Below are 16,151 nucleotides of genomic sequence, written 5' to 3' on the forward strand. Positions count from 1 at the left end.
AGCATTATTTCTTTAAATTATATAAAATGAGGTGCTCCAATGTCGGTATTTAAAAACCAAGAAACGTACTGGGACAACCTGTTTGATGAAGAAGACGGACTAAGCGCATTCCCTTACTTTAAAGCAGCGGATAAAGCGTCATTGGCCCGTACCGGCTACCAGGAAAAATACATCTGCCGTTCCTTATCTCCGGAAGTATCTCAAAGAATCATGACAATGGCGAATCATTCCGATATGGCGGCCTATCTGATTTTATTGGCAGGTATTGAATGCTTGCTGTATAAATATACCGATCGAACGAGCCTGATTCTCAGCATTCCAACGGTATCGAAGCAAAAAAGCAATCAGTCAGCTGTTAACTCCGTTGTTCTTTTGAAAAATACGCTTTCAAACGAGAGTACATTTAAAACCGTGTTTGAACAGCTGAAAGAAGCCGTTAATGATTCACTGAAAAATCAAAACCTGCCGTTTAGAAAAATGGTTCAGCATCTAAACGTGCAATACAATGATGAGCGTCTGCCGCTGATTCATACCGTCGTTTCGCTTAACGAAATTCATTCTTTGCAATTTAAAGAAGACATTGCATCCGATACGCTGTTTCACTTTGATTTGGAAAACAACGGAGTTCATTTAAAGCTTTTTTATAACGGCAATCTGTACGATGAGCGCTATATGGATCAAATGACAGCCCATTTGGATCAGCTGCTGTCTGTGATCCTGTTTCAGCCTGAAGCGGAGATCCATACGGCAGAAATGATACCCGAAGCGGAAAAGCAGAAACTATTGTTTGATTTTAACGATACCGGCAGAGATTACTCCGGGAGCAGAACCGTCTATCAATTATTTGAAGAACAGGCAGAAAGAACGCCTGAGCACGTGGCGGTCAAGTTTAAAAACGCCCATTTGACGTACAGGGAATTGAACGAAAAGGCGAACCGTTTGGCAAGAACATTGCGTAATTGCGGGGTTCAAGCCGATACATTGGTCGCCATTTTGGCTGATCGTTCGTTAGAGATGATCGTGTCAATCATAGCCGTTTGGAAGGCGGGGGGCGCTTATGTGCCCCTGAACCCTGAATATCCAAACGAGCGGCTTCAATATTTGCTTCATGATGCGAATGCAGACGTTCTCCTTGTTCAGCATCATTTAAAAAACAGTCTCACCTTTGACGGACCGGTGATTGATTTAAATGACAAAACATCATACCATGCGGATGGCTCATTGTTATCACCGATAGCGGAACACAGCCATTTAGCCTATGTTATATACACCTCGGGCACAACAGGAAAGCCGAAAGGAGTCATGGTTGAACACGGCGGCATTGTGAATTCGCTCCAGTGGAAGAAGGCGTTTTTCAAGCATTCTTCAGCGGATCGCGTGCTTGTCTTGTACCCGTATGTTTTTGATGCGTTCATTTTAAATTTCTTCGGCCCGCTTATCTCGGGTGCGACTTTGCACCTTTTGCCGAATGAAGAAAATAAAGACCTTTTCGCCATTCAAAATGCCATAAAACAAGAGAGAATCACCCATTTCTCAACTTCTCCCCGTCTTCTGAAAACGATGATCGAACAGATGAACGCGGACGACTTCATTCATGTTCAGCATGTTGTTGTAGGCGGAGAGCAGCTGGAAACAGATACAGTTGAGAAGCTGTATTCTCTGCAGCCTCACATTCGGATCAATAATGAATACGGACCGACAGAAAACAGCGTGGTATCGACCTTTCACCCTGTTCAGTCTGCTGATGAACAGATCACAATCGGCAAACCGGTGGCCAACCATCAAGCTTATATTTTAGGAGCGCACCAGCAAATCCAGCCGATCGGCGTACCGGGAGAGCTGTATGTCGGAGGAGCGGGAGTGGCCCGCGGCTACCTCAATCGGCCTGAGCTGACGGAGGAAAAATTTGTTCAGCATTTGCATCTCTCCGGTCAAAAGATGTATAAAACGGGGGATCTCGCCAGATGGCTGCCAGATGGAAGAATCGAATATGCAGGGCGGCTCGATCACCAAGTGAAAATCCGCGGCTACCGAATCGAGATCGGCGAGGTAGAGGCGGCCATGTTCAATCTGGAAAACGTTCGTGAAGCTGCAGTCATTGCGCGGGAAGGCGCAGACGGAGCCAAGCAATTGTATGCCTATTATGTCGGCGAGCCTTCTGTGGCTGCGCAGTTCAGAGCCGAATTATCCCGTAAACTGCCGGATTATATGATTCCCTCCTACTTTATCCATTTGGAACGCATACCGCTCACTTCCAATGGAAAAATTGATTTGAAAGCTTTGCCTGCTGATGAAGAAAATACGCGGACAGATAACGAATACATAGCCCCGCGGAACACAACAGAAGAACTGCTGACGTCCATCTGGCAAGAAGTATTAGGGGCAGAACGTATCGGAATTATGGATAATTTCTTTGATTATGGCGGAGATTCGATTAAATCAATTCAGGTGTCATCCAGATTGTATCAAGCCGGATACAAGGTTGATATGAAACATCTGTTTAAATATCCCGCGATTGCAGAACTAAGTCAATTTGTCGTGCCGATCGGCAGGATGGCTGATCAAGAGGAAGTGACCGGCGGCACAAACCTGACCCCGATACAGCATTGGTTTTTTGAACAAAAAATGCCGCAAGCTCACCATTACAATCAGGCCGTCATGTTATATTCGGCGGAAGGCTTGAAAGAGGCTCCGCTTCGCCGGACGATGGAACTGATCGCATCACATCACGATGCCTTGAGGATGATTTTTGAAAAAACACCGAACGGGTACGCTCCGCGAATTACAGGAACGGATGAAAGTGAATTATATCATCTGGAAGTGATGAATTATAAAGGCGAAACCGATCCGGCTCAGGCAATTTCCGATAAAGCGAATGAGATTCAAAGCAGCATGATATTAGACAAAGGGCCTTTGATGAAGCTTGGTTTGTTCCAATGCACCGACGGAGATCATTTGCTGATTGCAATTCATCACTTGGTGATTGACGGAGTATCGTGGCGCATTTTACTCGAAGATTTTGCAAGCGGTTATGAGCAGGCAGAGCGCGGACAAACGATCCGCCTCCCGCAAAAAACAGATTCGTTTCCATACTGGGCCGATCAATTGTCCAAATATGCGAAAGAAACCGACATGGAAGAGGAGATTGCTTATTGGGCCGAGCTTTCAAACACGGAGCCGCAGCCATTGCCTAAAGACAAAATAAGCGAAGGCTCATTATTAAGAGACAGCGAAGAAGTGACGATTCAATGGACAAAAGAGGAAACGGAGCAATTGTTAAAACAAGCGAACCGCGCCTACAACACGGATATCAATGATCTGCTGCTGACTTCGTTAGGTCTCGCCGTTCACAGGTGGACTGGCATGGAAGACATTGTCGTAAATTTGGAAGGCCACGGGAGAGAACCGATTATTCCGGATGCGGATATCTCCCGCACGATCGGATGGTTTACAAGCCAGTACCCTGTCGTCCTGAGAATGGAAGCCGGAAAAGACTTGTCATGGCGGATTAAGACCGTGAAAGAAGGGCTGCGCCGTATCCCGGATAAAGGCATGAATTACAGCATCATCAAATATATATCCGGACATCCCGAAGCCGACAGCCTGCAGCTGAATCCGGAAATATCGTTTAATTATTTGGGTCAGTTTGATCAAAACCTGAATCATCAGGCTTTGCGCATATCGCCTTTTTCCACAGGGTTATCGATGAACGAAAACCAAGAGAGAACAGCCGTGCTTGATTTAAACGGCATGATTTCTGAAGGGACATTATCACTGACACTGAGCTATAGCAGCAAACAATACGAAAGATCGACTATGACGCAATTTGCCAAAGGTTTAAAAGAAAGTCTGCAAGAAGTCATTGCGCATTGCGTAAGCCGGCAGCAGACTTCCCTCACACCAAGTGACATCCTGTTAAAAGATATCTCAATCGACGAACTGGAACAGCTTTTGAAGCAGACACTTGAATTAGGCGAGGCGGAAAATATTTATCCATTAACACCGATGCAGAAGGGCATGCTGTTTCACAGCTTATTTGATCCGAATTCAGGTGCTTATTTTCAGCAAACGATGTTTGATCTGCACGGAGATCTGGAGATTGATTCATTTTCAAAAAGCTTGGATGTCTTATCGCAAAAATATGATATACTCCGGACGAATTTTTACAGAGGCTGGAAAGACCAGCCGCTGCAAATCATATTCAAAACGAAAAAGATCGGTTTTGAATTCATTGACTTACGCGAGATGAAGGAATCACAAAAAGAAGCGATGATTCAGCAGTATGCCAGAGAAGATAAGATGCGGGGGTTCGACTTAGAAAAAGGCGCGTTAATGCGGTTATTCATTCTCCGTACGGATGAAAAGACATACCGTTTTATCTGGAGCTTCCACCATATTTTGATGGACGGCTGGTGCCTGCCGCTGATTACAAAAGAAATATTCGAGAATTACTTTGCCTTGCTTCAGCAAAAGCAGCCTGAACAATCATCAATTACTCCGTACAGTCAATATATTGAATGGCTCGGCCGGCAAGATGCGAAAGAGGCCACGGCTTATTGGGATCAGTACTTGGAGGGATATGAGGAGCAAACCGGCCTTCCTAAGGATCACCATGCAGCGGAAGACGGACGATACGTTCCTGAAAAAGTGACGTGTGACATAAGCTCCGATCTCACTTCGAAAATGAAGCGGACGGCAGGCAAGCATCATGTCACGCTGAACACGCTGCTGCAGACGGCATGGGCGGTTTTGCTGCAGAAATATAACCGAAGCAAGGACGTTGTGTTTGGGAGTGTCGTATCCGGAAGACCGGCTGGAATTCCAAACGTGGAAACGATGATCGGCTTATTCATTAACACCATTCCCGTCCGGTTCCGGTGTGAAGCGGGGACAACGTTTGCCGGGCTTATGAAAGAGGCGCAGGATAGGGCTGTAGCGTCTCAACAATTTGAGACGCACCCGTTGTACGATATTCAAGCGCGTACAACGCAAAAGCAAGATTTAATTACACATTTAATGATCTTCGAAAATTATCCGGTTGATCAGTATATGGAGAGCATAGGCCGGCAAAACGGATCATCCATCACCATTTCCAACGTACAAATGGAAGAGCAGACCAACTATGATTTTAATTTGACCGTCATACCGGGCGACGAGATGAACATCTCTTTTGAATTCAATGCCAATGTGTATGAGCGGGCAAGCATAGAGCGGATTCGGGAACATTTCATGCAAATCCTGCATCAAGTCGTGACAGATGCAGATATCCGGGTGGATCAAGTAGATTTGTTGACGGAAGGCGAAAAAAGAACCCTTCTGCAGACGCTTAACGACACGGATACACCGTTTCCGCAGACGCCGGTTTATCAATTATTTGAAGAGCAATCGCAGCGTACGCCCGATCAAGCGGCCGTCATTGATAAGGACAGGCAGCTCACGTACGGAGAGCTCAATAAGCGGGCAAACCGGCTGGCGCGAACGTTAAGAGCGAAGGGCGTGCAGGCGGATCATCCTGTGGCCATCATCAGCAGAAACAGCATTGAATCGGTGGTCGGGATCCTTGCTGTTTTAAAATCAGGCGGCGCCTATGTCCCGATAGATCCGGAATATCCGCAAGACCGCATCGGGTATATGCTGAATGACTCCCAAGCCGGAATCGTTTTGACGCAGCGAGATGTCAAGGAACAGCTTTCCTATGAAGGCGTCACGATTTTACTGGATGATGAAGAGTCGTATCACCAAGATGACTCTGACCTTGCACCGATAAGTGATGCAAGCCATTTGGCGTATGTCATTTATACGTCAGGCTCCACAGGGCGGCCAAAAGGCGTATTAATTGAGCACAGCGGCTTGACTAATTATATTTGGTGGGCGAAAGAAGTTTATGTAAAAGGCGAGAAAGCCAACTTCCCGTTGTACTCGTCCATCTCTTTTGATCTGACGGTGACTTCTATTTTCACCCCGCTTGTCACAGGCAATACGATCATCGTCTATGACGGAGAGGATAAAACAGCTCTGCTTGAATCGATTGTGCGGGACCCGAGGGTGGATATCATTAAATTAACCCCGGCCCATTTGCAGGTTTTGAAAGAAATGAACATTGCCGATCAAACGGCTGTCCGAAGAATGATTGTGGGCGGGGAAAACTTAAGCACCCGGTTAGCCCGCAGCATTCATGAACAGTTCGAAGGCCGGATTGAAATATGCAATGAGTACGGACCGACGGAAACCGTTGTCGGCTGCATGATTTACCGTTACGATGCCGCAAAGGACAGACGGGAATCGGTACCGATCGGAACCGCTGCGGCTAACACGAGCATTTACGTTCTTGATGAAAATATGAAACCCGCGCCGATCGGTGTCCCGGGAGAAATCTATATCAGCGGCGCCGGTGTAGCAAGAGGATATTTGAACCGTCCGGAATTGACGGCAGAGAAATTCGTCGATGACCCGTTTGAACCCGGAGCCAAGATGTATAAGACCGGAGATTTGGCGAAGTGGCTGGCTGACGGAAACATTGAATATGCGGGCAGAATAGATGAACAAGTGAAAATCAGAGGCTATCGTATCGAATTAGGCGAAATTGAGGCAGCGCTGCTTCAAGAAGAAGCGGTCAAGGAAGCTGTCGTTACAGCCAGAGAGGACGTCCACGGGTTTAAACAATTGTGTGCATATTACGTAAGCGGCGGGCAAACAACCGCAGCCCGGCTCCGCAAACAATTGTCTCACAGCCTGGCGGGTTATATGGTTCCGGCTTATCTTATCGAGCTTGATGAAATGCCTTTAACGTCTAACGGAAAAATAAACAGAAAAGGACTGCCGGCTCCGGATTTCGAGCTACAGGACAGAGCAGAGTATAAAGCTCCCCGAACAAAAGCGGAAGAAATATTAGTTTCTGCCTGGGAATCGGTATTAGGCGCTGAAAACGTCAGTATTCTTGATAATTTCTTTGACCTTGGCGGAGATTCCATTAAGTCAATCCAAGTGTCATCCAGATTAAAACAGAGCGGATACAAAATGGAAATCAAAGACTTGTTTCAATATGCTACGATTGCCGAATTGAGTCCGCATATCAAGCAGAATCTGCGTACAGCCGATCAAGGTGAGGTCAAAGGAAAAGTCAGCCTGACTCCTATACAGCATTGGTTTTTTGAACAAACAACAATAGATCCGCATTATTATAATCAAGCCGTCATGCTGCATGCGCCGGAAGGTTTTCAGGAAACTCCGCTGCGTCAAACCCTGCAAAAGCTTGCAGAACATCACGATGCGCTCCGGATGACGTTCCAGACTGCGGAAAATGGATACGAGGCACAGAATGCAGAGATCGCCCAAAGCGGACTGTACAACCTTGAAGTCCTGAATCTGAAAGCAGAATCCGACCCGGGGCAGACCATTGAAGCCAAGGCTGATGAGATACAAAGCAGTATGCATTTAAGTGATGGCCCGTTAATGAAAGCCGGATTGTTTCAATGCGCAGACGGGGATCATTTGCTCATCGCCATCCATCATTTGATTGTAGACGGGGTGTCATGGCGCATTTTACTGGAGGATCTCGTGACCGGCTACAGGCAAGCCGAGAACGGGCAAGTGATTCAACTGCCGCAAAAAACAGACTCTTTCCAATTATGGGCTAAGAGACTTTCAGAATATGCGCAAAGTGAAACGATAAAACAAGAACAGGAATATTGGACAAAGATCGAACAAACCGAAGTAAAACCGCTGCCTACAGATTTTCAGGAAACCCATACAACTGCAAAAGACAGTGAAACAGCAACTGTGGAATGGACGAAAGAGGAAACGGAGCTCTTATTAAAACAAGCGAATCGCGCTTATCACACGGAAATAAACGATTTGCTTTTAACTTCTCTTGGTCTTTCAATATCCCATTGGTCGGGGCTTGACCGGATTCCGATTCATTTAGAGGGACACGGAAGAGAACAGATCATTCAAGATATGGATATCTCCCGCACGGTCGGCTGGTTTACTAGTCTGTATCCGGTTGTGCTGCACGCGCAGCCAGGCAAAGAAATCTCTGATTATATTAAAACGACCAAAGAAGAACTGCGCCAAATTCCGCATAAAGGGATCGGATATGGCATAGCAAGATACTTAAGCGGCGGACTGCCATCGAAACTCAATCCTGAGATCAGCTTTAACTACTTGGGACAGTTTGACCAAGATTTACAGCAGCATGGGGTTCAATTATCTTCTTACTCTTGCGGTTCAGACTCAAGCGGAAATCAAGAAAGACCGTATGTATTGAATATAAACGGAATGATCACCGAGGGCCGGCTGAAGTTTACGATCAGCTACAGCAGTAAACAGTACGCAAAAGAAACGATCATGCGGTTGTCGGAAACGATTCAAAGCCGCCTGCGGACAATCATTACGCATTGCGTTCATAAAGAACAATCGGAACTGACGCCAAGCGATATTTTGTTAAAAGGCATGTCCATTGACGAATTGGATCAGCTTCTCATTCAACTTCCGCATACAGGTGAGATTGAAAACGTGTATCCGCTCACTCCAATGCAGAAAGGAATGCTCTTCCACAGCTTGCTGGACGAGGCCTCACATTCTTATTTTGAACAAGCATCGTTCGATTTGCAGGGAGAGTTAAAGATTGATTGGTTTAAACAAAGCTTGGAGCGATTGTTTGAAAGATACGCCGTGCTCAGAACCCGTTTTTACAGCGGCTGGAACGATATTCCTTTGCAAATTGTCTATAAAACACAAAAACCGCAAATTCATTTTACAGATTTGCGCGACATAGAGGAGCACCGTCGTGAGAATGCAATCGCAGCCTATCAAAGAGAAGACAAGGCAAAAGGATTTGACCTGACTCGCGATCCGCTGATGCGCATAGCGATTTTCCGTACGGAAGACCGCAACTATCATTTGATTTGGAGCTTCCATCATATTGTGATGGACGGCTGGTGCCTGTCTCTTATCACGAAGGAAGTGTTTGATCATTATAGCGCCTTACAAGAAGGAAGGGGAACAGAAACGTCAGCTGCAGCTCCTTACAGCGACTATATCGAGTGGCTTGACCGCCAAGATCAGGAAGCGGCCAAACGGTACTGGAGCGGGTATCTTGAAGGATATAAAGGTGAAACCACGCTTCTTCATAAAATAGCGCAGCATGAACAAAAAGAATACGCTTATGCCAATGTGATCTGCCGATTTGATCACGAACAGACAAAACAATTACAGCAGATCGCAAATCAGCATCAGGTTACGTTAAATACTTTGATCCAAACGTTGTGGGGAATTTTATTACAGAAATACAGCGGGTCCGCAGACGTTGTCTTCGGCAGTGTCGTGTCAGGAAGGCCGGCGGAAATTCCTGATGTGGAACAGATGATCGGCCTGTTCATCAATACCATTCCGGTTCGCATCCGCTGCGATGAGGACAGCACTTTTGCCGAAGCGATGCAAATGGTTCAACAAAACGCGCTGGCTTCCCAATCGTATGATACCTATCCTTTATACGAAATTCAGGCCCAAACGGAACAAAAGCAGAACCTTATTGACCATATCATGATTTTTGAAAACTATCCGATCGGGCAGCAGGTCGAAGAGGTAGGCCATGATGCTGCAGATTTAAATATCGTGAATTTCCATATAGAAGAACATACCCATTACGATTTTAATGTAGTTGTCATCCCTGGCGAACAACTTACCATTCATTTTGATTTTAATCAAAATGAATATGGACAATCAGAAGCAGAGCGGATTCGCGGACATTTCGAACAGCTCATTCACCAAATTTTGCAGCAGCCGTCTGTCAAAATAGAAGAAATGGAACTTCTGACGCAGAAAGAAAAAGAACAGCTGCTCACTCCGCTTTCCGGGGAAACAGAGAAACCTGAATACGAAACGATTCATACTATGTTTGAACGCCAAGCAGCACAAACGCCGCAAAAAATCGCAATTCAATACGAAGAGGCGGAGATTTCTTACAAAGACCTGAACGAAACGGCCAATAAACTGGCGCGGATTCTCAGAAAGCGGGGTGTGAAGCATCAAGAGCCGGTAGCTGTAATCGCCGGGCGTTCACCATCATTAGCGGTTGCTGTTCTAGGTATTTTAAAAGCGGGCGGTGCCATTGTTCCGATTGATCCAAGCCATCCTGCCGAACGAATCCGCTATATCATTGAAAACAGCGGCTGCGCTCATGTTGTAACAGAGAAAGACCGGTCAGTCCCTGAGGCAGAAACGCAGCTTGTCACATTCATAGAAGAAGCTCAGACAGAACCGGACGGGAGCAATGTGCAGACGATAAACACGGCGGAGGATCTGCTTTACGTCATTTATACATCAGGAACGACGGGGAAACCAAAGGGTGTGCTGCTAGAACATAGAAATATGGCCAATTTGCTGTATGACCAATTTACAAACTCTGGCATCGATTTCAAAACCAATGTTCTTCAATACGCATCTCCGGCATTTGACGTCTGCTATCAAGAGCTGTTTTCAGCCCTGCTCAGCGGCGGCACACTCCACATCGTGCCTGAATCAATAAAGCGGGACGCGGCTCAGCTGTTTTCGTTTATAAATAAACATCAGACTGACGTTGTCTTTTTCCCGACTGCTTTTGTCAAAATGCTTTTTAACGAGGAGAGCTATGCATATTCATTTCCGCGCTGTGTGAAGCATTTGATTACAGCAGGAGAACAATTGACCGTATCCCGTTTATTTCAGCAAGTGCTCCGCACACACGGCTTGCATTTGCACAATCATTACGGTCCGTCAGAAACTCATGTAGTGTCGACGTATACAATTCAACCGGGAGATGATATTCCTGAGTATCCGCCGATCGGCAAACCTATATGCCATAACAATATGTATATCATCAGCAAGAACAAACAGCTTCAGCCCTTGGGCATTGCGGGAGAACTGTATATTTCCGGAGCAAATACCGGGAGAGGCTATGCGAATAACCATGCTTTAACGGAAGAGAAATTTTTGCCTGATCCGTTCAGAAAGGGAGCCGTCATGTACCGCACAGGAGATTTGGCAAGGCTGCGTGAGGACGGGCAAATCGAATACATCGGCCGCATTGATGATCAGGCGAAAATAAGGGGCTACCGGATCGAACCGAAGGAAGTCGAGGTCATATTGGCCAATCACCCGGCGGTGAAAGAAGCAGCCGTCCTTATTCAAAAAAACGCTTTGGGTGAAAATGAATTGTGCGCTTACTGCAGCGTCTCAAAAGCGACTGATCCTTCAGCGTTACGGACAGATCTGGCCAAAGACCTTCCTGACTATATGATTCCCGTAAAATGGGCTTTTGTTGAATCGATTCCGCTCACAGTAAACGGAAAAGTAGACCGCAAAGCCTTGCCAGCGCCAGAAGGAGGCGTGCAAACGGGAGTCGAATACGTGGCTCCCCGTACAGCGGCGGAAGCACAGGTGGCACATATCTGGCAAGAGGTGCTCGGACTTCCGCGTATCGGCGTGAAAGACAACTTCTTCGACATCGGCGGTCACTCGCTGCGGGCAACGACCCTGACAGCCAAGCTGCACAAAGAGATGGGGGTCAGCCTGCCGCTGCGGGAAGTGTTCCGGTCGCCGACAATTGAAGAAATGGCAGAAACGATTACCGGAATGAAACACACAGCATATACATCTATCCCGACCATTGAAGCAAAAGAATACTATGCCGTCTCCTCGGCGCAAAAACGGCTGTACATTTTGAATCAGCTGAAAGGCGGAGAGCTGAGCTACAACATGCCGAGTGTCATGAGAGTCGAAGGAGCTCTGGATCGGGAACTTGTCGAGAATGCGATCGACAAGCTGATTCAGCGCCATGAAACGCTGCGAACCGGCTTTGAACTGATAGACGGAGAACCGGTACAGCGAATTTATGCCGACGTCCAATTTGCAGTGGAATTCACCCAGGCGAAAGAAGAACAGGCGGAAGACCTCGTTCATGAATTTGTGAGGGCATTTGACTTGGAGAAAGCGCCTCTGCTGCGGGTAGGACTGATTGAGCTTGCAAAAGACCGCCATTTGCTGCTGTTTGACATGCATCATATCATTTCAGACGGCGTATCTATCAAGAATTTGATTGAAGAGTTCGTTTCATTATATGAAGGAAAAGAATTGCCGCCATTGCGGATTCAGTATAAAGATTATGCGGCGTGGCAGCTGTCGGATATGCAAAGCGAACGGATGAAGAAACAGGAAGCGTACTGGCTGGATGTGTTCAGCGGAGAGGTTCCGGTGCTGGATATGCCGACCGACTATGGAAGACCGGCTGCGCGGAGCTTTGAAGGAGGACAAATCGAGTTTGTCATCGGACCGGCGTTGACGGAACAGCTGAAAGGCTTGGCGGTAAAGAGTGAAAGCACGCTGTACATGGTGCTGCTGGCTGCTTATACGACCATGCTTGCCAAATACAGCGGGCAAGAAGACATCGTAGTAGGCAGCCCGATTGCCGGAAGGACCCATTCGGATTTGGAAAGTTTAATCGGTATGTTCGTGGGCACGCTGGCGATACGAACGAATCCGCTTGGGGAAAAAACATTCTGGGAGTACGTACAGGAAGTCAAAGAGCATACATTAAAAGCGTACGAAAACCAGGAGTATCCATTCGACGAACTGGTGGACAAGCTGAATGTGTCCCGGGATTTCAGCCGCCATCCGCTGTTTGACACGATGTTCATATGGCAAAACACAGAACGGGGAGAATTAAGCCTCGATGATGTGCGTTTTACCCCTTATCCGGACAACCATGCTATGGCGAAGTTCGACCTGACGTTCCAAGCGGCAGAGAATGAAGACGGAATTACGGGTATGATCAGTTACTCGGCGGCGCTGTACAAGCAGGAAACTGCGGAACGCATGGCCAAGCACTTTATCCAATTGATCGAGGCGATTGCGAATGATCCGCAGGCGCCGCTTTCATCGCTGGAGATGATCACCGCGAAGGAGAAAGAGCAGATTGTGGAGAGATGGGGCCAACCGGCGATAGACTGCCCGAGGTCCAAAACAATTCACCAATTGTTCGAGGAGCAGTCGGAGCGCACGCCGGAACATACAGCCGCAGTTTACGAGAAAAGCCGATTCACATACCGTGAGCTGAATGAGCGCGCCAACCGCCTGGCGCGGATTTTAAGAAGCGAAGGCGTGCAGCCGGACCAGCCTGTGGGTATTCTGGCAGAACGTTCTCTGGAAATGATCGTGGGTATTCTGGCGATCCTGAAAGCCGGGGGCGCGTATGTGCCGATGGATCCGGACAGCCCGCAGGAACGCATCCGCTATATTCTGGAGGATTCAGGAGCACAGGTTCTGCTGGCACAGCCTCATTTACAAGATCGTGTATCGTTTGCCGGAGAGATTTTACTGCTTGATGACGAACAAATGAACAACGGGGATGGCTCGAATCTGGTGACGGCAGCCGGACCGGATCACTTGGCGTATGTGATCTACACATCAGGCACAACCGGCAAGCCAAAAGGCACGCTGATTGAGCATCGCCAGGTACTTCATTTGATGGAGGGGCTCCGCGGACAAGTGTACGGTGCTTATGATTCGGGATTGCGTGTGTCTCTGTTGGCACCGTACTATTTCGACGCATCGGTCAAGCAAATTTTCGCGGCACTGTTAGGGGGACACGCACTGTATATCGTCCCTAAAGCATCGGTATCAGACGGTTATGCCCTGTCAAACTATTATCGCACCCACCGCATTGACGTAACAGACGGAACACCGTCACATTTGCAATTGCTTATCGCTGCAGATGCCCTTCACGGGGTAACGATCCGGCACATGCTTATTGGAGGAGAGGCGCTCCCGCAGGCGGCGGTGGCGCAATTGCTGGAATTGTTCGCTTCGAACGGGTCATCAATGCCGCTCATAACCAATGTATACGGTCCGACGGAAACCTGCGTGGATGCATCGGTCTTTCATATCGTACCGGAGACATTGGCATCTGCTGACGACGGCGGTTACGTGCCGATCGGCAAGCCGCTGGGCAACAACCGTGTGTATATTGTGGATTCCAGTGATCGAATGCTGCCTATAGGTGTAAAGGGTGAGCTGTGCATCGCCGGAGACGGAGTAGGACGAGGGTATCTGAACTTGCCTGAATTAACGGGTGAAAAGTTTGTGGCCGATCCGTTTGTAATCGGAGAGCGGATGTATAAAACAGGCGATCTTGCCCGTTACCTGCCGGATGGAAACATTGAATATGCCGGAAGAAAGGATCATCAGGTCAAGATTCGCGGTTACCGGATCGAACTTGGCGAGGTGGAAGCCGCTCTTCTCAACATCGAGCATGTACAAGAAGCGGTAATCCTGGCCAGAGAAAATGCAGAGGGGCAAAGCGATTTGTATGCCTATTTTACAGGGGAGAAATCACTGCCGATCAATCTGCTTAAAGAAAAACTCTCCGATCAAATACCAGGCTACATGGTTCCTTCATACCTGATGCAACTGGAGCAAATGCCGTTAACCTCCAATGGAAAAGTGAATCGCAGTGCGTTACCGCTGCCTGAAGCAGGCTTGCAGACCGGCATTGACTATGTTGCTCCAAGGACAAAACCGGAAGAGCAGCTGGTTCACATCTGGAAAGAAGTATTGAAGTTAGAACAAGTTGGCGTCAAAGATAACTTTTTCGATCTCGGCGGGCATTCGTTACGGGGGATGACGCTCGTTACCAAGATCCATAAGCAATTCAACAAAAGCATTTCATTGAGAGAAGTGTTTCAATACCCGACGATTGAAGAAATGGCGAGGGTCATTACAGGCGCGGAAACTAGCGGACCGGATGAAATCCCTGTTGCAGAAGCCAAAGATGCTTATCCTGTATCTTCTGTACAAAAGATGGTTTACCTGTCTACACAAATTGAAGGCGGAGAACTAAGTTACAACATGCCTGGGATTTTGTCATTGGAAGGCAGGATCGACATGAACCGTTTACAATCTGCATTCCAAAGTTTGATCCAGCGCCATGAATCGCTCCGAACCGGATTTGAAATGGTCCGCGGAGAGCTGATGCAGGTGATCAAGCCGCAGGCGGATTTCTCTATAGAAAGGTACAAGGCAGCTGATGAAGAGGTCGAGGAGCTGTTCCGCAATTTCGTGCGGCCTTTCGATATCAGTCAGGCTCCATTGCTTCGGGCCGGACTCATCGAATTAGAACAGGACAGACATGTTTTCATGTTTGACATGCATCATATCGTTTCAGACGGCGCTTCTATGAATATTTTTGTTGAAGAACTGATTCAATTGTATGACGGCAAAGAATTAGCCCCGCTCCGGATTCAATACAAAGATTACACTGTATGGCAGCAGCAGGCGGAGCAGAGGGACCGCATCAAAAGGCAGGAGAGCTATTGGCTGAATGTATTTCATGAGGATCTCCCGCCATTTGAGCTGCCGAAAGATTTTGCCAGACCGCGAATTCGAAGCTTTGAAGGCAAGCGATACAATTTCACTCTCGATGAGACAGTGGTCCAGGGTATAAAACAGATGGAAGAATTGACCGGATCGACCGCTTACATGATCTTGCTGTCAGCCTATAACATACTGCTGGCCAAATACAGCGGGCAGGAAGATATCGTCGTCGGTACGCCTATTGCGGGAAGAATACATGAAGATTTACAGCATATTATCGGGATGTTTGTGAATACGCTGGCCATCCGTACGGCCCCGGTTGGAGAAAAGACCTTTATGGACTATGTAACAGAAACGAAAGAAACGATGCTGAAAGCTTATGAAAATCAAGAATATCCTTTTGAAGAATTAGTTGAGAAGCTTGGAGTGAAACGGGACTTAAGCCGTAATCCGTTATTCGATACGATGTTTGTTCTGCAAAATACGGAACAAACGGATATTGAATTGGACTCTCTCGCGGTCAGACCATATGAACAAACGAATACGGCGGCCAAATTTGATTTGCAGCTGACCTTCGTGATGAATCCGTACGAGATTCAAGGAAGCTTTGAATACTGCACGAAGCTGTTTAAACAGAAAACCATCGCTACGCTGAGCAAGGATTACGCCATGATTCTATCGGCGATCATAAAAGACCCATCGATTCCTTTAAAAGAAATTCAATTAAGTGAGAAAGTAAACAAAAATGAACACTTTGCAAGCGAAATCGAATTGAATTTCTAAAAGCGGCCGGTACCGGCTGT

Annotated in this window: 1 protein-coding gene; it reads left to right on the forward strand. The window is 47.3% G+C overall.

Features of this window, described 5'->3' with window-relative positions; all coding sequences use genetic code 11:
- Positions 1-39: 39 nt before the first annotated feature.
- Positions 40-16,131, forward strand: coding sequence for an amino acid adenylation domain-containing protein (locus ACXN9U_RS05445; RefSeq protein WP_489202278.1), 16,092 nt, complete (start codon positions 40-42; stop codon positions 16,129-16,131).
- Positions 16,132-16,151: the final 20 nt, after the last annotated feature.

This window comes from Bacillus sp. BACIII (assembly GCF_057836745.1).